The organism is Rhizobium hidalgonense (assembly GCF_005862185.2).
GTDB classification, from domain to species: domain Bacteria; phylum Pseudomonadota; class Alphaproteobacteria; order Rhizobiales; family Rhizobiaceae; genus Rhizobium; species Rhizobium hidalgonense.
In genome coordinates this window covers 40593-60049 of record NZ_CP054030.1, presented here as the reverse complement: position 1 = coordinate 60049, position 19457 = coordinate 40593, and the positions used below count along the sequence as shown (strand labels likewise).

General features: G+C 56.2%; 18 protein-coding genes, 2 pseudogenes and 1 riboswitch. Of the genes and pseudogenes, 5 read left to right on the top strand and 15 right to left on the bottom strand.

Translation table 11 applies throughout. The annotated features are described in order from the left end of the window. Positions 1-17: 17 nt before the first annotated feature. Positions 18-504, bottom strand: a pseudogene (locus FFM81_RS31460) (NUDIX domain-containing protein). 440 nt (positions 505-944) lie between these two features. Between FFM81_RS31460 and FFM81_RS31455 the strand changes: the two are divergent. Then, positions 945-1877, top strand: a complete 933-nt coding sequence (locus FFM81_RS31455) for a DUF4238 domain-containing protein (RefSeq protein WP_173883902.1) — start codon at positions 945-947, stop codon at positions 1875-1877. Here FFM81_RS31455 and FFM81_RS31450 read toward each other — a convergent pair. From FFM81_RS31450 to thiC, 9 genes are all read right to left on the bottom strand, one after another. Further along, positions 1822-2565 carry a DUF5677 domain-containing protein gene (locus FFM81_RS31450; RefSeq protein ID WP_138386362.1) on the bottom strand — a complete coding sequence of 248 codons (744 nt, stop codon included), beginning with the start codon at positions 2563-2565 and terminating at the stop codon, positions 1822-1824. The genes FFM81_RS31455 and FFM81_RS31450 overlap by 56 nt on opposite strands. A 359-nt stretch (positions 2566-2924) precedes the next feature. Further along, positions 2925-3221 carry a hypothetical protein gene (locus FFM81_RS31445; protein ID WP_138386363.1) on the bottom strand — a complete coding sequence of 99 codons (297 nt, stop codon included), beginning with the start codon at positions 3219-3221 and terminating at the stop codon, positions 2925-2927. Continuing rightward, a complete protein-coding gene (locus FFM81_RS31440) occupies positions 3202-5235 on the bottom strand; it encodes a PHP domain-containing protein (protein ID WP_138386364.1) in 2034 nt (677 codons plus the stop codon). Before FFM81_RS31440 ends, FFM81_RS31445 begins: the two co-directional genes overlap by 20 nt. Before the next feature lie 459 nt (positions 5236-5694). After that, positions 5695-6884 (bottom strand): IS3-like element ISRle4 family transposase gene (locus tag FFM81_RS31435; protein WP_168317924.1). Its coding sequence is split into 2 segments (ribosomal slippage): positions 5695-6635 and positions 6635-6884, totalling 1191 coding nucleotides; the frame shifts between segments, so codons are not numbered across the junction. Between the two features lie 357 nt (positions 6885-7241). Further along, positions 7242-7862, bottom strand: coding sequence for a thiamine phosphate synthase (locus FFM81_RS31430; RefSeq protein WP_138386569.1), 621 nt, complete (start codon positions 7860-7862; stop codon positions 7242-7244). Beyond that, entirely contained in the window at positions 7859-8632 is a 774-nt protein-coding gene (locus FFM81_RS31425; RefSeq protein ID WP_138333701.1) for a thiazole synthase, read from the bottom strand. The genes FFM81_RS31430 and FFM81_RS31425 overlap by 4 nt, the downstream gene beginning before the upstream one ends. A 3-nt stretch (positions 8633-8635) precedes the next feature. Beyond that, positions 8636-8833, bottom strand: a complete 198-nt coding sequence (gene thiS, locus FFM81_RS31420; protein WP_138386568.1) for a sulfur carrier protein ThiS — start codon at positions 8831-8833, stop codon at positions 8636-8638. Beyond that, positions 8830-9804, bottom strand: a complete 975-nt coding sequence (gene thiO, locus FFM81_RS31415; RefSeq protein ID WP_138386567.1) for a glycine oxidase ThiO — start codon at positions 9802-9804, stop codon at positions 8830-8832. The genes thiS and thiO overlap by 4 nt, the downstream gene beginning before the upstream one ends. 1 nt (position 9805) lies before the next feature. Then, the gene (thiC, locus tag FFM81_RS31410) at positions 9806-11632 is read right to left on the bottom strand and encodes a phosphomethylpyrimidine synthase ThiC (RefSeq protein WP_173883901.1); all 1827 of its coding nucleotides are present in this window, start codon (positions 11630-11632) and stop codon (positions 9806-9808) included. Positions 11633-11724: 92 nt separating this feature from the next. Continuing rightward, a riboswitch (TPP riboswitch) is annotated at positions 11725-11836 on the bottom strand. A gap of 619 nt (positions 11837-12455) precedes the next feature. On the opposite strand from thiC, the gene FFM81_RS31405 reads away from it, so the two are divergent. The 3 genes from FFM81_RS31405 to FFM81_RS31395 all read left to right on the top strand — a co-directional run bounded on the left by FFM81_RS31405 (position 12456) and on the right by FFM81_RS31395 (position 13593). Next, positions 12456-12689, top strand: coding sequence for a helix-turn-helix domain-containing protein (locus FFM81_RS31405; protein ID WP_138386398.1), 234 nt, complete (start codon positions 12456-12458; stop codon positions 12687-12689). A 436-nt stretch (positions 12690-13125) separates the two neighbouring features. Further along, positions 13126-13419: a hypothetical protein gene (locus tag FFM81_RS31400; RefSeq protein ID WP_138386399.1), complete on the top strand. Its 294-nt coding sequence runs from the start codon at positions 13126-13128 to the stop codon at positions 13417-13419. A gap of 21 nt (positions 13420-13440) precedes the next feature. After that, on the top strand, positions 13441-13593 hold the full coding sequence (locus tag FFM81_RS31395; protein WP_173883900.1) for a hypothetical protein: 153 nt from the start codon (positions 13441-13443) through the stop codon (positions 13591-13593). Positions 13594-13769: 176 nt separating this feature from the next. On the opposite strand, the gene FFM81_RS31390 is transcribed toward FFM81_RS31395, so the two are convergent. Next, the gene (locus FFM81_RS31390) at positions 13770-14957 is read right to left on the bottom strand and encodes an aminotransferase class V-fold PLP-dependent enzyme (protein WP_138333693.1); all 1188 of its coding nucleotides are present in this window, start codon (positions 14955-14957) and stop codon (positions 13770-13772) included. 114 nt (positions 14958-15071) lie between these two features. Then, a complete protein-coding gene (locus tag FFM81_RS31385; RefSeq protein ID WP_138386400.1) occupies positions 15072-15911 on the bottom strand; it encodes an ABC transporter substrate-binding protein in 840 nt (279 codons plus the stop codon). A 164-nt stretch (positions 15912-16075) separates the two neighbouring features. Here FFM81_RS31385 and FFM81_RS31380 point away from each other — a divergent pair, with 164 nt between their 5' ends. After that, complete coding sequence (locus FFM81_RS31380) at positions 16076-17029, top strand: LysR family transcriptional regulator (protein WP_138333689.1); 954 nt, start codon at positions 16076-16078, stop codon at positions 17027-17029. Between the two features lie 64 nt (positions 17030-17093). Here FFM81_RS31380 and FFM81_RS31375 read toward each other — a convergent pair. The 3 genes and pseudogenes from FFM81_RS31375 to FFM81_RS31365 form a co-directional block, all read right to left on the bottom strand. Further along, positions 17094-17423: pseudogene (locus tag FFM81_RS31375) on the bottom strand (RidA family protein); the annotation flags it as partial. Between the two features lie 41 nt (positions 17424-17464). Further along, positions 17465-18268, bottom strand: coding sequence for an amino acid ABC transporter ATP-binding protein (locus FFM81_RS31370; RefSeq protein ID WP_011654689.1), 804 nt, complete (start codon positions 18266-18268; stop codon positions 17465-17467). Further along, entirely contained in the window at positions 18265-19206 is a 942-nt protein-coding gene (locus FFM81_RS31365) for an amino acid ABC transporter permease (protein ID WP_138386401.1), read from the bottom strand. The genes FFM81_RS31370 and FFM81_RS31365 overlap by 4 nt, the downstream gene beginning before the upstream one ends. Between the last annotated feature and the right edge of the window lie 251 nt (positions 19207-19457).

Genomic DNA, 19457 nt, shown 5'->3' with positions numbered 1-19457 from the left:
GCAAAGTCGCTTTTTGTTCAGGCCGCCCGGGAAGCAGCTGCGATTAGCAAATGCCGAACCGGCTCACGCCTTACAAATTCCGCCTCCACATGCCTCAGCACATGACGTTGCCCAGCAAATGGCACCATTCCCAAGGTGGTCTCGAACGACGCCCATCGAAACTCGCTATGCTAGTGATTTATGACGACGGTCGCATCAGCATCCACGAAGCCGACAAAAACCGGTAAGATGCTGATGGCATCACGATCGGCCTCGTAGAACTGCTCACAAATGTCTGCGGAATACAGACGCTTGGAGGCGAGATTTGTTTCCTCGTTGACTTCGAACAGCGCTGCCTCCCAGCCGTTCTCGCCCTCCTCGATCGCGCCTGCGATCTGGCACCACTCGCCAACCAGCATATGGTTCCGGCGCAGAAGCAGCACCTCGCATCCGGCGGGCACGAAGTAAAAGCACGACTGATACCGCGGAACATCGGTTACCGACAAATGCATGATCGAGGAACATCGCGTTCGCCTAGGGATGGTCGCCTGATGTGATGGACGGTCCCAGCCTGTCCCAGAGGACGTCGAACGTCTTCCCGCCAGCTTCATCTAAGAATCCGCTTACAAACATAAAAATGGACGCAAGGAAGAGCCGCTTGAAAAGCGCTGTTATTCTCATAGCAGTGGCCTCAGTTGGAAGCAAGCGACTTTGCTTGCGAGTCAGATGCTATGCTTCAACTCTTAATTTTTAGTCGCGTTTCATTTGAACGACCCAAAATGGGGTGTAAGGATTTGTCAACTTGTGAAGCTAAGATACCAATGATTTCAATGGTGTTAACGCAAAATTAAGGCCGAAATAGTGGGAATCATTTTGCGCATTTTCGCTTTGTCAAAGATGCTCGTTTACCTTTTCGCTGGAGCAAGTGATATAAAAACAGGGAATTCCTCTTGGAGGTGGCATCCGTGGCCGCAGGCGAAGAAGACCATCATTTTATACCGCAACTCTATCTGCGACCTTGGCTGAGCAAGACAGACCGGAAGCTAGTGGAGTATGGTCGTGTCCCGCCGACGATGGAAATCCGCTCACGCCGCTGGGTAACGCAGAAGACGAGCAGAGTATCGAACCTCTACACGCTCCCTGGCGCGACCGAGGAGACGAAACAGAACGTCGAGCGGATCTTCAATCAGGAAGTGGACACCTCTGCCGCCAATGTGCGGGACAAGCTGCTGCGGGCTGAGCCTCTGACTGATAAGGAGAAGTACGAGTGGGCGCGGTTCCTCCTGTGGCTCGGCATGCGCAATCCCACCGAAATCGCCAAATTCAAGGAGCGGATGAAGCGGGACTTTTCCAAGCCCGACGCCAAAACGGAGAAGATCTGGCGCCGCCTTCGTAAGGAAGGAATGCCGGAGACGGCTGAGGAGGCTTTAAGGCAGGCTAATCCGGATATGCCGGAGCTGTCGGCGATTATCGTCAGCACAAGGCTGGCCCAGAACAGGAAGGTTCTGGACACGCTGGTGGGCATGGATTGGATGGTGACGGATGTGAAGACGGCAAACCGCCGCCTCCTGACTTGTGATCGCCCGCTCATCATGACGTCAGGGCTCGGCGGGCCAAACGGGCATGTCGCCATTCCGATCAGCCCTGACAAGCTGTTCACGATAGCCAAAACCCGTTTCAATGATGCGCTTTCGATGGCTGCACCACATGCGGTGGTGGCCGGGACAAACAAGGTCATCATCGCCCAGGCGCGGGACAAGGTTTATGGGGTGGATCACACCTATCTGGAAGAAGTGAGGGAAGGCATGAGCAGCGGCGAATACTTTTCGCTTGCGATGGAGCCTACGCCTCTAGCTCATCCACCCACGACAAACCCTTCTCCTCCCGGTATCGCTTGAAAGCTGAGAGCTTTTCTTTCACCCCTTCATCCGACCTGAAGTAGTCGTGCATGATGTAATTCGACTGGTTCACGATGGCGATGAAGGAATCCAGCGTCGCGGCTAGATCTTCCCGGCTGAGCTTGTCGAATATGACCAGCTCGTGGCCCTTGTCATGGACGCGAAAACGCCGTGACGTCAGCGCCCTGATGTTGTTATGGCTGTCGTTGCAGAGGCTGTTGTAGATCGAGCGGTACTCGTTCTCCATCCCCGCCATCTTGAACTTATCGAAGTTGGTCGGAATGCTGTACTGGTCGGTGTATGCCTTCAGCTCGGCCTTGTGGTGCTCCAGCTTGTCCACTACCTCGGGGTTATCCCTGAAGTAGGAAAGGAAGGGATTCTCCTCCTTCACTCCGTCGCTCGCGAGCTTGATCCACTCCTTGTGGTACACGGCGAGCATCGCCTTTAGGTACTCGCTGTCGTTTGCCAGATTGATCAAATCGACGTGAGCTTCCATTGCCGACCGGAGGAGCACGTCCATGCCGGTATAGGCTCCGGCCTCGCGGATCTGGATCGCGCTGTTCGTCAACTCAATGATGCTGGCATAGAGAGACACCAGCGTTCGGTGAACCTCGCTGTTCTTGTCGAATTTCAGGTTCGAAAGATGTTTGACGGTCACATGGTAGAGGTCGATCAGATAGCCGTACATCAGGGAGCCTTTGGACGTGCGAATCCTGAGCATGCCCAGACAAAAGCAAACCCGGTGATGAAAATGCCGAGCGGGAAGCCGAGTGCGATAGCGGCCCGCTGTTGCAGAGCCTGCCAAGCCTCGGGAAGGTATACGGGCTCAAGGTCGCAGATGATCGTGCCATATCGATGATTGCGACGCCACGCCCAGTCATCAATGCCGATAACGCTTGGCGGCGGTGGTGGGCGATCATATCGCCGAACGGTTCGAAGAAGCGTGTCGTTGCTCAACGGAAACCCGAGACGATCAGCAAACGGTCGGCGGCACAAACCCTTCCCCATAAAATCAGCTCGATGAAACGGATTTCTCTGGGCATTATGTCAGCCCGTTGCGTACTTCGTTATCTCGTCGAAGTATAGGCGCTCACTGTCATCTTTGAACGTAGATTTGCTATCCGATAGCGACGAAAGCTTTTGGAAAACGTGGGTGTAAATGATCTTGTCTACCTCGTTGTGCAAAATGGTTTCGTCAGGCGCGTCCATTTCGGTATCGGCATCAAGGAACAAGTCCAGTAGCGCAAGCAGCCCATCTTTATCAATTTGATCAATTTCCCGCCATTCTGCCGAACTTTCGATCCTAAAATAGCCCCGTCCGCTTTCAATTTTTAAGATTTTCATAGGTTGCGCTCCTTTCCTCGTAAGTAGCAACGCCTGCCTCCAAGTTGCCAAGGAGTATCTCTCTGGTTGTCAGCTCATGTCCGTCTGTGGACTTGAGCGTCTTGCTGGTCGGCGAGCCAGAAAAAATTCGCCATTTGATTTCTCTGCCTGTTACCTCTTTTTTAGCATAGAGGATGTAATCGGGTCGGATCGAAACACCCACAGTGTTATTATGGGTGACGACGACCACCGGCATCTTTTTTGACATTTCCTTAATGATCTCATTTACTTCCGCCTTCAAGAAATGGTTGTCGAATGACGATTCCGGCTCATCTATGAGTAGAACCTCTGCCGAACTTGCGCCCTCTATTTTATCTAGCAAGAAAAATTCCGATCTTTCGCCTCCGGACGCAACTAGACCATCTTTGTTCAGGATTTTATATTCAACTTTGACCAGATATTTGCTGAAGTCAGATGCTTCGACTGGAGATCCAATCTTTCGAAGCTCCTGTAAGAATTCATAAGGCCTATCGTACCTGGCAAAGGCGGCACTAAAGCCCTTTTTCGATCTGGAGACTTCTTTGAGATCGCCAGCGTTTGTGAAGGGTCCGACTTGGGCAACAATCTCAAAGCTTCCCTTCTTCTTTCGATGCGAAATTTTGCTTACGCGTGCCGCTTTAACGAGCTCTTCGAATTTAGCTGCAGCTCTTTTGTTGGTTGCGATTCTCAGGAGGTCAACGTCCGTCACACTAGGCGCCGAAGACTTTCTTTGAAGCTTCGCTTTTATGTCTTGGATGCCAGTATTTACCCACTCCTTCTTTTGATTCGCTTCTTTTTGCCTGCAGAAGTTCGTCATCAATTCCACATACAATTTATGAAGCTGCGGTAGAGCAATGTGCTTATCTATTATTGGTCTATACTCGACGTTACTCACAAGCCTCTTTGTCGCGGATATTAGTTTCTCTAAGCCCTCTAGGTTTTTTAGTTGAAATAGCTCCTCATTGTAGAGGATAGCTTTTGAGAACGCGTCATGTTTGCTTGTGTCGCGGGCATAAGCCACCAGCGACGACACATATTGCTCCACCGAGACCTCGTCGGATTTTAGGTCAATTTCGAGTACCTGACCAACCGCGATCTGCAAGTCTTCTAGATACTCCCGAGAGTAAAGGGTGGTCTTTTCACTAAGGAAATCTTTGAATTTTTGTTCGTCTTCGGCTTCATGTCGGGCCACAAGGTCGAACTGACGTATATACCGAGTATTTTCGGCGCCAAACCAGTCACAGATTCTCTGGAGAGTATGAGATTTACCTGACGAACGATCTCCTAGCAGCACGTTAAGGCCAGCTGAGAGTTTCTGACCGTCATCAAATATCTCGAAGTGGCTATTCCCGTTCAGCTTGGACAGAGCCACTTTATCTCTGTCCTTTAGAACCTGTCGAAGGTTGCCGAATGTCATTTCAGCGCAATCGACATATGTCTGCTTGGTAGGAAGTTCAGTAAGCGTTTCTGTAATTCGGCAATCGCTGAAAAACACTGGTACGAGCATCTCTGGGTCTTTGAGACAAGAAATGAACTTTCTAGGGCTGCTAACTTCGCCGCAGTAAATATGAAGTCCGAACTTTGCCAGGCTTTCTGGGCTAATGAACGGATTTTTTTGATAATGTGGGATTAGTAAGTATTTACTGATGTCGCCAAAAATAGACCCGAACTGCTCATACGAAAGTGGTAATTTTGTCTTCTCCCATTGTCTCTCCACCTCATCGCAACACTGAGAAAACCTAAATAGGTCTAGGCCGTCAGCCAACACCAGTATGTGGCATCTTTCAACATCAACCTCTATGCCTGGCAGAACGAGGATATCGAGACTAGATCGAATTTCATCGAATTGCTGCCGATCAAAGAGGTTATGGTTGGTAATAGCGATACAGTCTAATTCCGCATCGGCGGCATATCGTTTAAGAGTATCGAGGCTGAAGAGAAAATTCTTATCTTGAGAGCTCGTCTTGGTGTGGATGTGTAAATCGATTTTTTTCAAACGTCCGCCCCCACGGCGCCAGTAAAAGCGCCTAATTAATTTCAACCCGCCAATGTTTGGCGCCGTGACTCAGTCGATAAGTAGAAATTTCGACACTTCGCCTCCAGCACCCTTATGGGTTGAGGCGCTAGTAGATATCAGCCCGCTGGGAAAGTCCAATGCCTGTTGCAAGGTTAATGTGGATCGACGTCAATCAGGAAGCACGCACATCCTTGTTTCGCTGGCGCAAATCCGAACGGCGGTCCCAGGAGGCCGACAGATTCAGAATGTCGCCCAAAAATCATCAGATGTCCCTGAAGTTCATGATCGTTGCCCGCCGAGGGTCTGGGCACCTACAGCTTCCGGATGCGAAATGGACATCCTGCCTCGCTCGTGAAACCAAAAGCGCTGTGAGGGGTCTGGAAGGAAGCTGACCGTCCATCCTGCTTGCTTGGAAAGGGTTGACCTTGCCCCCAAGTTTTATCCAGTTTTGAGTTCGCTCCAGCGGTTTTTGGTTGCTGTTGTTGGTTCGGTAGCGGCGGGTTGCGGTGCGGAGCCATTTCGGCTGCGCAGCACCGCATCACGTCGCGGGTTGAGTGTCTGAGCGAATTCGGCCGGTGTCAGCCAGCCAAGGCCTGAATGCGGGCGTTGATCGTTGTAATCGCTACGCCAGTTTGAAAGCGCAGACCGGGCGTGAGCAAGCGACGAGAACAGAGTTTCATTCAAGAACTCGTCTCGCAGCCGCCCGTTGAAGCTTTCGATAAAAGCGTTCTGGATCGGTTTTCCAGGCGCGATGTAATGCCAGTCAACCTTGGTCCGGTCCGCCCATTGCAGGATCGCGTTGCTGGTGAACTCGCTGCCGTTGTCGCTGACGATCATCCTCGGCTTGCCGCGCTCCTCGATAATCCGGTCAAGCTCCCGTGCGACGCGAAGACCGGAAAGCGATGTATCGGCGACGAGCGCCAGGCACTCCCTCGTGCAATCATCGACGACGGTCAGAATCCGCAATCTGCGCCCATCGGTGAACTGATCCGACACGAAGTCTAGCGACCAGCGATCATTGGCCACCATCGGCACCAGCATCGGCGCTCGCGTGCCTATCGCTCGCTTGCGACCGCCGCGCTTGCGCACCGTCAGTTTCTCCTCCCGATAGAGCCGGAAGAGCCTCTTGTGGTTCACGAGGTGACCCTCCCGCCGGAGCAGCACATGAATGCGTCGATATCCGAAGCGGCGACGTTCATGCGCCAACGCCTTCATTCGCTCGCGAAGCTCATGATCATCGTCGCGCCTGGTCTCATAACGGACCGTCATTCGGCAAAAACCAATGGCTTTACACGCCCGCCGTTCGCTCATCCCATGATGGCTCATCAGATGCGCAACAGCTTTCCGCTTGGCCGCGGGCGTCACCACTTCTTTCCCAAAAGGTCTTTCAAGGCAGCATTGTCGAGCATCGCATCCGCCAGAAGCCGCTTCAGCTTCGTGTTCTCGTCCTCAAGCGTCTTCAGCCGCTTGGCCTCGGACACCTCCATGCCGCCGAACTTGGCCTTCCATTTATAGATGCTGGCATCGCTAACGCCATGCTTGCGGCAAAGCTCCGAGACCGGCGTGCCTGCCTCGTGCTCCTTCAATATGCCGATGATCTGTTCGTCTGTGAAACGATTGCGCTTCATCCTCTGGTCCTCTCAAATGGGCCAGAGCTTACTTCAAAATGGATTATTTCAACGGGGCAAGGTCAGTGTCTCCGCTAAGTTTCTATTGCGGAAACAAATTATTATGCCGAGCTTTCCATCCTGAATTACCGGAAATCTCGGGCTTTAGGGAATGGGCTCGGCATAGTGTCGGGCTCGGGATAGGTGCCCGACCTTCATATCGATACGCTGAAGGTGAAGAGCCGGAATTTTCATTGATATTCAGTTTGAAAAAGCGGATCGTTGGATCGAAGCCGTTCAAGGCGACGGATTTAAAGCGATGCCACTACCTTGACGACCCGTAGGTTCTACTATCCATTACCCAGGTTTCCTGGCGGCTTACTGAAGATTGTGGGTTCGCGCCTGCGCTGTGGCGATGATCCATTGCTTTGTTCTAAGTTCCGGATTTTCATGCCGCATCACGTCGGTCACGACGGCGACGCTATCCGCCCCGTGAGCAAGGACGCCTTCGATCCGTTCGACATTCAACCCGCCGATGGCGACGAGAGGCAGGTCGCCGATGCGCGATTTCCATTCGCTCAGCCGCGTCAGCCCTTGCGGCGGCCATTTCATCTGCTTGAGGATCGTCGTGTAGACCGGGCCGAGTGCGATATAATCAGGCCTTGCTGCCAGTGCGATTTCCAGCTCGCGTTCGTCATGCGTTGAGACGCCAAGCTTCAGGCCACTCGCTCGTATCGCGTCGAGGTCCGCTGTCGCAAGGTCCTCCTGGCCGAGATGGACGAAGCCGCAACCTTCCTCGATCGCAAGCCGCCAATAGTCGTTGACGATCAGCTGACATTGATGTTTAGCGCAGACTGCTACTGCGCGACGAATCTCGGCGCATAGTTCAGTCCTCGGACGATCCTTGATGCGCAACTGCACCAGCTTGACGCCAAGCGGTACCAGCCGGGCAATCCACTCGGCGCTGTCCACGATCAGGTAGAACGGATCGAGCTTCATGTGAACACCGCCTTTCCGATCACCGGCGTAGAGGGTACGGCCATGTCGCGCGGCTCCATCAGGCCGGCTTTAAAGGCTTGATTGCCGGCGGCGATTGCCGCGGCAAATGCGCCTGCCATCGCCGCGGGATCTCCGGCGCCAGCAACGGCGGTGTTGAGCAGAACCGCATCGAAACCGAGCTCCATCACCGCAGTTGCGTGCGACGGCCGACCGATGCCGGCATCGACGATCAGCGACACGTCAGGGAAATGCGCCCGCATTGCCCTGAGCGCTGTCGGATTGAGCGGCCCGGCGGCACTGCCGATCGGTGCGCACCAAGGCATCAGCACCTTGCAGCCGGCCTCCAGCAGTCGTTCGGCCACGACCAAATCGTCGGTCGTGTACGGGAAGACTTCGAAACCTTCGCCGACGAGAATGCGAGCCGCCTCGACGAGACCGAAAACATCCGGCTGTAACGTATCATGGTTGCCGATGACCTCGAGCTTGATCCAGTCGGTGGCGAACAGCTCGCGGGCCATCTTTGCGGTCAGCACGGCTTCCGCGACGCTGTGGCAACCTGCAGTGTTGGGAAGGATACGAACGCCGAGCGCGCGGATCATCTCGAAGAAGGCTCCCCCACTGCGGCCGCCAGACATCTCACGGCGAAGCGAGACGGTGACGATTTCCGTCGCCGATTGCCTGACGGCCTCGGAGAGGACGGCAGGAGAGGGATATCGCGCTGTGCCGAGCAGCAGACGGGAGTTTATTTCGGCGCCATAAAGCGTCAGCATCCATCAGCCTCCCTGCATCGGCGACAGGATTTCGATCCTGTCATTGTCGCTGAGCGAACGATCGAACCGGTCTTCGCGATGGACCAGCTCACCGTTGACGGCTGTCGCCAGCCAGTCACCCTCGTATTCCATCAGGACCAAAAGCTCCGACAGCGTGTCAGCCGCGACATCCTGGTTCTCGCCATTAACGATCACTTTCATGAGGCGTTCCTTCCCGTAGTGTGTTGGTTGTAGACAAGTTCAACGGCCTCGGCCGCCATAGCTGGCGCGAGCAGAAAACCGTGTCGGTAGAGGCCGTTGAGCGAGATCACCTTTCCCTGACGGCTTGCGCGGGGAAGATTGTCCGGAAAGGCTGGGCGGATTCCGACACCCGTTTCGATTATAGTTGCATCGGCAAAGGCCGGAAATAGCGTGTATGCAGCGTTGAGCAGTTCCATCAGTGAACGGGCGACAATAGGCCCGTCGAATTCCGTCTCGATCATCGTCGCGCCGACCATGAACAGACCGTCTCCGCGCGGGACGATGTAGACGGGGAAACGCGGATGGAGCAGGCGGACCGGCCGGGAGAGATCCACGTCAAAGCTTCTAAGGTAAAGCATTTCGCCACGGACGCCGCGTAACTCCTCGGCCTCACCAATGCGCGCAGCGCCCGTGCAATCGACGACACTGTCGAAGCTCTCCTCATGCGAGCTCTCGCCCACGAAGGTGACCCCCTGAGCCGTCAGCTTGGTGCGCAGCAGACTCAAAACTCGCCGGGGATCGAGATGGGCTTCGCGGCGAAAGAACAGCCCGTGCCGGAACCGCCCGCCAAGTGAGGGTTCCAGCGCCGCAATCGCCGGCTCTTCCAGCCATTCATAACCCGTCGTGCGGCAGGCAAAGCGTCGCAGTTCACCAAGATCGCGGGCCGAGGCGACCACGAGCGTTCCGTTGCGTCGCACCTCTCCCGGCACCATTGCCTCCCATTTGTCGGCGGCGGTGAGACCGCGCATGAGTACCGCGTCATCAGCACTCTCCCGCTCGCACCAGGGCGCCAACATTCCGCCCGCGAGCCACGAAGCAGCACGCAGGAAACCGTCATATGGATCCAGCACGGTGACCTCGGCATCTCGAGCGCGCAGTTCATACGCCACCGTCAGGCCGGCAACGCCGGCCCCTTTGACAAGCACACGCATCTCATTCGCCCGAATGCTGCAGGGTTTCTATCGGCATATAGAGGTCGCCGCCCTCGCGATAACGCGCTGCCATCGCATCCAGACCCTCCTTCTGCGCTTCGACGCGGATATCGTGCGAGATGCGCATCGAGCAGAATTTCGGGCCGCACATGGAGCAGAAATGCGCCACCTTATGGGCTTCCTTCGGCAACGTCTCGTCGTGGAAGCTGCGGGCGGTTTCCGGGTCCAGCGAGAGGTTGAACTGATCCTCCCAGCGGAATTCGAAACGGGCACGCGAGAGCGCGTCATCGCGCAGCTGTGCTGCCGGATGCCCCTTGGCGAGATCGGCGGCATGGGCCGCGATCTTGTAGGTGATGACACCTACCTTCACGTCGTTGCGGTCCGGCAGGCCGAGATGTTCCTTGGGCGTCACGTAGCAGAGCATGGCGGTGCCGAACCAGCCGATCATCGCAGCCCCGATGCCGGACGTGATGTGGTCGTAGCCCGGCGCGATATCGGTAGTTAACGGTCCGAGTGTATAAAAGGGCGCCTCGCCGCAGACCGCGAGCTGCTTGTCCATGTTTTCCTTGATCTTGTGCATCGGCACATGGCCGGGACCTTCGATCATCACCTGGCAGTCTTTCGCCCATGCGATCTTTGTCAGCTCTCCCAGTGTTTCCAGCTCGGCGAACTGCGCCGCATCATTCGCGTCAGCGATCGAGCCGGGGCGCAGGCCATCGCCGAGCGAGAAGGAGACGTCATAGGCGCGGCAGATGTCGCAGATCTCATCGAAATGCTCGTAGAGGAAGCTTTCGCGGTGATGATGGAGACACCACTTCGCCATGATCGAGCCGCCGCGCGAGACAATGCCGGTGACGCGGTTGACAGTGAGCGGGATGTAGTGAAGCCGCACGCCGGCATGGATGGTGAAATAGTCGACGCCCTGTTCGGCCTGTTCGATCAGCGTGTCACGATACACCTCCCAGGTCAGGTTCTCGGCAATGCCCTCGACCTTCTCCAGCGCCTGATAGAGCGGCACGGTACCGATCGGCACCGGCGAATTGCGGATGATCCATTCGCGGATGTTGTGGATGTTGCGGCCGGTGGAGAGATCCATGACCGTGTCAGCGCCCCAGCGGGTCGCCCAGACCATTTTCTCAACCTCCTCCGCCATCGATGAGGTGACGGCCGAGTTGCCGATATTGGCGTTGATCTTCACCAGAAAATTGCGACCGATGATCATCGGTTCGGCTTCCGGATGGTTGATGTTGGCGGGGATGATCGCCCGACCCGCCGCCACTTCCTGCCGGACGAATTCCGCCGTCACATGGTCCGGAATTTGGGCGCCGAAACTTTCGCCGCTGCGGACCATGGCTCCGGCCCTCGCTTTGCGGCCGAGATTTTCGCGGATGGCGATGAACTCCATTTCCGGCGTGATGATACCGGCGCGCGCATAGGCGAACTGGGTGACGGCCTTGCCGTCCTTTGCGCGCAGCGGCTGGCGTAGCGCGGGGAATTCGGGCGTCAGCCTTTCGCCGCTGGCAAAGCCGTTGTCTTCGGGACGGACATGACGGCCCTGATAGGCCTCGACGTCGCCGCGGGCGAGAACCCAGTCACGTCGCAGTGAGGGCAGCCCTTGTTCGATGCGGATCTCGGTGCCCTCGATCGTATAGGGGCCGGAGGAGTCGTAGACGACGACGGGCGGCTCGCCCGATGTCGGATGCAGGCTGATTTCGCGCATCGGCACGCAAATGTCGGGATGGACGTCCCCCCGAATGTAGATCTTCCTGGATGCCGGCAAGGGGCCGGTGGTGACGGATGGGGTGATATTCTTTGCGGCGATATTCATGGTTTGAGGCTCCAAGTTTTCGATTGGAGACCCAGTCCTCAGCCGGAATGATGAAAAGACGCCGGCACGGATTCGACGCGTGAATCCACTGCCTTCGAGCGCTTGCACCGTCCCTACGCCAGTATGAACTGGATCAGGTTCAACGGGTCACTGCGCGCGATAGCAGTATCTCAGCCCCTTGCCGGGACCCCCCTGGTGAATGCGAAAAAGGGTAGAGGCTTGCCGAGGGAGCTGTCAAGCGACAACTGCAATGGCGTAGGGACAGGTTACACACAGGCTATCGTGCGTGGAGCCCGCGATCAAACGAATGGAATACCGGCAGCAAGATTTTACTTTCCTACCATCTTTCGATGCCGTGATGGTTCACACCTGTTGAAGCCTATGTACCCGAGCCGTCCTTTGCTGGCGTCGAATTCATGTCGTCCATGATATCCTCGGTCGGCTCGCCGATCTGATTTGCAAGCGTTCGACTGAGACGGCGCTTCCATCCCGACATATGGAAACCTGATAGATGTTGATTTCAAAGAAGGCACGCGAAGCTGCTCGTCTTCAGTCCAAGCCCTGTACTCGATTACGGCGATCAATGTCGATTGCAGCAAGACGTCACTCTACTAGCGGGCGCCAATGATGATCGCAGGGAAAGGTTGACCCCCGGAGGCAAGGGTCGTCCACTCCTTCACCACGTTAGACCTGTACTCCATCGCACAAACTGCTAAAAAGAGCGCCCGCGGAAATCGGAGAAATCCACCCCTGCCGGACGCGGTCGGTAGCGGTGGAACTAGAAACCTTTTGTTTTCCGGCCGCCAGAAGGAAGCTTAAAGACATGAACATGGCCTCGAAGATTGCGAAATCCCCTGCTGTCCCATCCATCGGCGCCCTGCTTGCAGAGGCTCGCCAGGCTCGCGGCTATTCTTTGGACGACCTCGCAGAAACCACCGGTCTGACCGTGGCCGAGGTGACAGCTCTTGAGAACGACGCGGATTTTGACGCCTCAAGGATACGAAGGACCGCGGCCGCTCTAGGAGTTAGGCAAAATCTGAAGCACGCGTCGCGCTGAACTCGTACGCAGCTGACCTAAGGAGGGCGCCTGCAGCAACTCACCGGGTACAGGACGCGCTTAGTGGGAAGCCCTTCAACGCCCCTAAGGTTTATAGGGCCATCCAGGCTTCAGACTCAGTCGGGCTGGACGCTTCCGCCTAGTTGGCTGGCCCGAATGAATTGGCTAGCGCCTGAGTCATTCGTCGCGCCCTTGCTGTGTAGAGACAGCTTGCCGACTGCGATTGGTGTCGCGATCATCGTGGCACGGTGATCAATCAGCGATCTCACGATTTTATTCTTCCAGCAATCGCAACACTGGCGGCGCGCCATATGCGCGGAATTATCAAAAGGCATTCTCGAGGGGAAGCAGCGAACATATATTCGCGGCGGCCAATCCTGTTCGTAAACGCTGTTCCGGTCCCACGTTGTTCTTGCCGCACTAATCTGTGATGGGATTGGCGGCACTGGTCAACAACGAGCTGTACAGGGACCTGTACACGCCCACGAGCCTTGCCAGACTTGCTGTTGCGGGCCAGTCGAAGCAACGGTGGGGGCCGGCATTGCATTGGGGAATCAGCGTGAACGCCAAGGCTCAGCAAAAGATGATCGTCATCCGCGCAATTCTCACGGTGATCTGCTTCGCAGGCGGTTTCGTTGTTCCTCTTCTCTTCCTTCTGGCTGCCTTCTTCGCCTCGACGATTTACAACATCGTGGATCCGAAGCCGGACCCTCCGGTCGACGCCTGGTAGGCTCGGCGTTGGACGGCGACATTGGAAGATCCGGATCGGAAGAGCTACTTCCTGCCGTTCTGTGAATCACCGGCCGAAGAAGCGTTTCTCGAAGCGAGGATCGCGGATTACAAGTTGCTGCCGCGCAGTGGCGTGCTGTTCGGCTCGGGTCTCTTATTGAACCTGCAGGTCTAGCACAAGCCGTATCGGCTAGACTTTCTTGCGAACGAATGGCTGCTGATCGACAATCGATTTCGTTGTATCGACGCCACTTCTTGCTGCCCAGGATCACCGGAATCATCTTGGTTGGCCGGAATGCGGCAAAAGCAGCATGCGCACTGTCGAAGTGCCGCCTTCGAGCGAGTGGCGGGTTACGCATTGGCTCGGGATGTTGCTCCCCGTAGGACCTCGGAGACCAGCGCGAGCTCATCGTCATTGCTGTAGTAGTGAGGCGAAAAACGGATGGCGTCGTTCCTGACGCTGCATTTCACGTCGGCAGCATCCAAGTCTGCAAACAGTACGCTGGTGGCCACCTTTGGATTCTTCAGCAGGATGATGCCCGACTGGGATTCTTCCGGCCAATCACTCATGATTTCGTACCCTGCGGATTTAGCCTGCCTCCGAATCCGCGCTCCGAGTTCCATAACATAGCTCTCGATCTTCTCCATGCCGATGGAATCGATCTCTTCAAGTCTCTTGGCCAATCCGAAGATGCCTGCGCCGTTCTCGGTGCCTGGTTCGAACCGCTTGGCGTCTGGAAGAAAATCGAGAACACGATGAAAGGAGAAGGCGTCGTTCACACTCAACCAACCGACAATGCGCGGCTTGATGCGTTCGAAAGCCCTCTCGGAGAACGCGGCGAAGCCTATTCCGACTGGTCCGAGCATCCATTTATGGGCGCTCACAACGAGGACATCTACGCCTTCGCCCTCCATGTCCACGCTCAGCACCCCGACCGACTGCGTGCCGTCGACGACCAACAATGCGTCGTGATCGGCGCAGATTTGCGAGAATCCGGCGAGATCGACCCGGAAACCGCTGTAGAACTGAACATGGCTCACTGCGACCAGTTTCGTCCTGCTGTCGACCAGGAAACGAAGATCATCTGGAGCAAGCGCTCCGTTGCGCGCCTTCATCGTGCGGATTTCCACACCTTGCTGGGAAAGCGTCTCCCAGATGAGAAAGTTTGAGGGAAATTCGAGCTCAGGAACCACCAGGTTGTCACCAGGCTTCCAATCGATTCCCAAGGCGACGAGCGACAGGCCATGCGAGGTGTTCTGGATGTAGGCAATCCGTTCCGCAGTCGAGCCAACAAGTTTGGCGGCAAGGCTGCGTCCTTTGTCGCATGTCGGCGCGCTTGCCACCATGATCCCGGACGTGTCCGTGGCATGGAGTGTCGCCTGCCGGGCGATCGCATCCCGCACGCCGATCGATATAGGGGAAACAGCGGCGTTGTTCCAATAGATGCATTCTTTGACGATCGGGTATTGGCTGCGGATGAATGCGAGTTCGGCCGCGTTCAGATAGGTCTCGTGCCTCGTTGAAGCGTGTGCGTTCATGCATGATCTCGGTGAAAAAAATGGCGCAGTTTCCGTCGGCTCCCGTTGCTCGTGAATTCGGTCACGAAGCGAGGGTGAAAGCGAGCGGATGGCGCTCATCCGCTCGTAAGGGGCTTATTCGGCAATCTGATCGACAGAGGTGATGATACGGGATTTTTTGACCGCCGCGAGCGACATGCCATACTTGTCGAGGACGGTCTTGTACTTGCCGTTGGCGATGAGTTCCTGAAAAATTGCCTGCATCATTTCAGCTGAGGCCTTGTCGCCTTTCTGGACGGCGACGCCCAAAGGTAGGACATCGTAGACTCCCGGAGCAACGACGAGCTTTCCTTTGCTGGTCTGCTCGTAATATCCAGCCGCGGTGGAGTCGTCGAAACGAGCGTCGGCCCGACCTGTTAGCACCGCTTGGATCGTGTCTTTCTGCTCGGGATAGATGACCTTGTCGATCTTGGGCAGGTTGGATTTCGCGCAGTCCTCGCTCAGCTTGTCCGCGGTGAAATCGGCCGCCGATCCGGTCTGGACCGCCACCCGCTTGCCGCACAGGCTCTTCGCATCCGAGATGGAGTCTTTCTTGTCAGGGAGAACCATCGCCACGGTTCCGGACTGGAGGAACGTGACGAAGTCGACCTGCTTCAAGCGATCTTCCTTCACCGTGAACGTCGCCCACGCTACCTTGACCCTTCCGGCCGCGAGCGAAGGAATTTGAGAAGCGAAAGGTATGCGCTGAAGGTCGAGTTTAGCCGTGATGAGCTTCGCCGCCTCGTGCGCCAAATCCACGTCCAGGCCAGCCGGCTGGCCGCTTGCATCTACGAACTCAAATGGGGCGTAGTCGAGCCCATTGGCGATTGTGAGCGTACCCGACGACTTGACGGATTCCGTGACCGGAATCTCCGCTCCGATGGCGTTCTGGGCAAGCGCGAGGGCGACGAAAATACCCAGATGCGTGGCTTTCATGATGATCCCCTTTTTTGGACGTTGGCGTTAGCACGGGTAAGGAAGCACATCCTGAGCAGTGAATCGAATTGAAAAGATGCATTGACAATATGAGCTGCATTCATGATCTTTTGCGGACCGCCGATATCTTTTGACGGCGAGCAAAAGCACCCGAGGGTCCCGATATGGCCGAGTTCTCTTTGAACCAACTCGATCTCAACCTCCTAAGGACCTTCGACGTCCTCATGCGGGAGCGGAGTGTGACCAGGGCTGCGGACAGACTTGGGCGCACCCAGTCAGCCATAAGCCATTCACTGAGCAGGCTTCGCGACGTGTTTAAAGACGACCTCTTCACCCGAGAAGCGGGGATCATGGAGCCGACCGCCCGGGCGAAAGAATTGGCGGAGGTCATTTCCCAGGCCCTGCACGAAATTCGGGTGGCGGTGGACCGACACCTCAATTTCGATCCGACGACCACCTCTAGAAATTTTCGGATTGGCCTTTCGGACTATACGGCCGTCACCTACTTGCCCGAACTGATCGAGAATTTCTCGATGCTCGCGCCCAATGCTTCGTTGAATGTGGTCCACGCCAGGGAACCCGACGCACTCGGATCGTTGAAGAACCGCGAAGTGGAATGCGCGGTGCTTGGCAACCCCAAGCTCGATGCCGAGCACTTCGAGGTCGTGGAGCTTTCGAGGGATCGGATGGTTTGTGCTGGATGGACTGGAAATCCGGCGATGGCCGACATGTCGCTGGATCGTTACCTCGCGTCGCCGCACCTTCAGATATCCGCGGACGGCATCGCAGCCGGCATCGCGGATATAACCTTGCAGAAGCTCGGCCTTCATCGAAAAGTGGTTGCAACGATACCGCACTATCTCGTTGCTCCATGGGTCATCAAAGGCACGGAGCTGATTTCGGCGTTCGGCGACGGCGTGTTGCTGGCACTCTCTGAAGAAAGCGAGACAGCGATCGTTCCTCCGCCGCTCGAACTTCCCGATGTGACTATTTCGTTGATCTTCGATAGATCGAATGAACTAGACCCCGGGCATGTGTGGTTTCGGAACCTGATCAAAGACGTGTCTGACAGACAGAGGACGCTCAAACAAGGCGTCTATGAACGACTGGAGCTTTGAACGCGCCTGCGGCCTGAAAAGCCGCGTTTGCGATAAACCGCCGAAAGGGGCATACAGGCATTTGTCAGTCTAGCTCGAACAGGGCTTCGACCTCGACTGCGGCCTGCAATGGCAGGGAAGAAACCCCGATGGTGCTCCGCGCGTGCCGCATTTGCTCGCCGAAAATCTCAAGGATGACGTCCGAGGCACCGTTCATGACGCGTGCGTGCTCGGAAAACGAAGACGTCGCAGCGATGAACCCACTCAGTCGAACGACCCTCTTGATCTTGTCCAGGCTTCCAAGGCTGGCTCTAGCTTGAGCTATGACATTGATCGCGGCGGCCCGAGCAGCTCGTATTCCGTCTTCGACAGAGACGTTTTCCCCGAGCGATCCCAACGCCACGAGTATGCCATCGGGATGAATTTCGGAGGGCGGTCCGGGAGTTTTTCCGCGCGTCAGAGGACGCGCGCCAAAAACTCACGTGTTCGGGGAGACTGCGGGTTGGCAATCATCTCTCGCGGGTTGCCGGATTCGACGACAAGGCCGCCGTCCATGAAGATAAGCTGATCGGCAACCTCGCGGGCGAACCCGATTTCATGCGTCACGACTACCATGGTTATTCCCTCGCGCGCCAGACTCTTCATCACCTCGAGCACCTCGCCCACGAGCTCTGGATCGAGTGCGGATGTCGGCTCGTCAAAAAGCAAGACCTTTGGGTTCATCGCGAGCGCCCGTGCGATAGCCACGCGCTGTTGCTGGCCGCCCGACAACTGCCTCGGGTAAGCGTCCCTCTTTTCGGCAAGGCCCACCCGTTTGAGAAGTTCAATCGCCTTTGCCGTCGCCTGCGCAACCGGCTCCCGCTTCACGCGTAAAGGAGCCTCCATAAGATTTTCGATCACGGTCATGTGAGGAAACAAGTTGAACTGCTGGAAAACCATTCCGATCTCGGCCCTGCGCTGGCATATCGCGCTCGGCGGCAGTTCGTAGAGTTTGTTGCCTTCTAGGCGATAGCCAACGAAGTCTCCGTCGACGAGCATCAACCCGCCATTGATTTCCTCGAGGTGATTGATGCAGCGCAGGAATGTGCTCTTTCCCGATCCCGAAGGGCCGATGATGCAAGCGACCGAGCCGGACGGCACCGTGAGGTCCACGCCTTTGAGCACCTCGAGATGGCCGTAGGATTTGCGGATGCCTTTGGCATGTACCATCGTCGTAGATGCGATCCCGAAGCGCTCGTGATGTGTGCCGGGTGCAGTCATGCCAGCGCCTCCTTCCGACCGATCTTGGCCAGGTTCCCGAGTATTGCCCTCGTGATTCCGGGATTGATGCGATGCTCGTCGCGGCTGAAATGTTTTTCCAGGTAGAACTGACCGACAGACATGATCGAGACTACGGCGAGGTACCAGAAAGACACAACAAGGAGCAGAGGGATGGTCTCGAACGTCCGGGCATAAATGGACTGGGCCGAGTACAGCAGATCGCCCACAGCGATGATACTGACCAGAGAGGTCGTCTTGAGAAGGTTGATCGTCTCGTTTCCGGTCGGCGGAATGATTATTCTCATCGCTTGGGGAAGGACAATCCTCCTCATCGCCAGGCTGGGATTCATCCCAAGACATGCCGACGCCTCGTACTGGCCCTTGTTGACCGACTTCAATCCGCTCCTGACGATTTCGGCCATATATCCCGCTTCATGAAGCGAGAGTGCGACGATGGCCGAGACCAGTGGGGTCATGATGTCATTTGTAGACACCGAATACACTGTGCCGACCCCCGGCAGCCAAAGCGTTATATCTTTGACGACGATCGACAGATTGTACCAGATGATCAACTGGACGAGAGCTGGAGTGCCTCGGAAGAACCAGACGAAGGCCGCAGCGGGCACAGAAAGCAGCTTGCTCGGAGACAGCATCATCAATGCGGCGATGGTTCCCCCGAGAGTGGCTAGGGCCATCACGACCGCTGTGATTAGAACGGTTTGCCAAAGACCATCGAGTATGAGTGGGTTGAACAGATATTGCGCGACGATGGGCCACTGAAACTCGGGATTGGAAATTGCTGACCTGATCATGCCGGCGACCGACACTAAGACCAAGGCGACGGCCACCCACCTCCAAGGGTGTCGCAGTGGAACGATGGTCAGTTGTTCCGGGTCGATCTTGTCGGCCGATCTCCTTGTGGATTGACTACCAGTCATACTCGCCTCCGCTTGACTAGATGGGCACATTCAGCTCCCGATGTCTGGGCTGTCCCCCGATTAGCGCGGTCACCCACGTCTCGAAAATTTTGATCTCGCCTCCCTTCGTTGTGAGGCCCGACGGTGCATTCAATCAAATTAATAATTCGCATCGTGAAAATGCACGCGGTGCATGACGATTAAAAACGTGGCGGGACCACCCGCAGGCCATCCTCAAAGGCAAGGGGGCTCGCCCAGTACAGCCGTCTTAA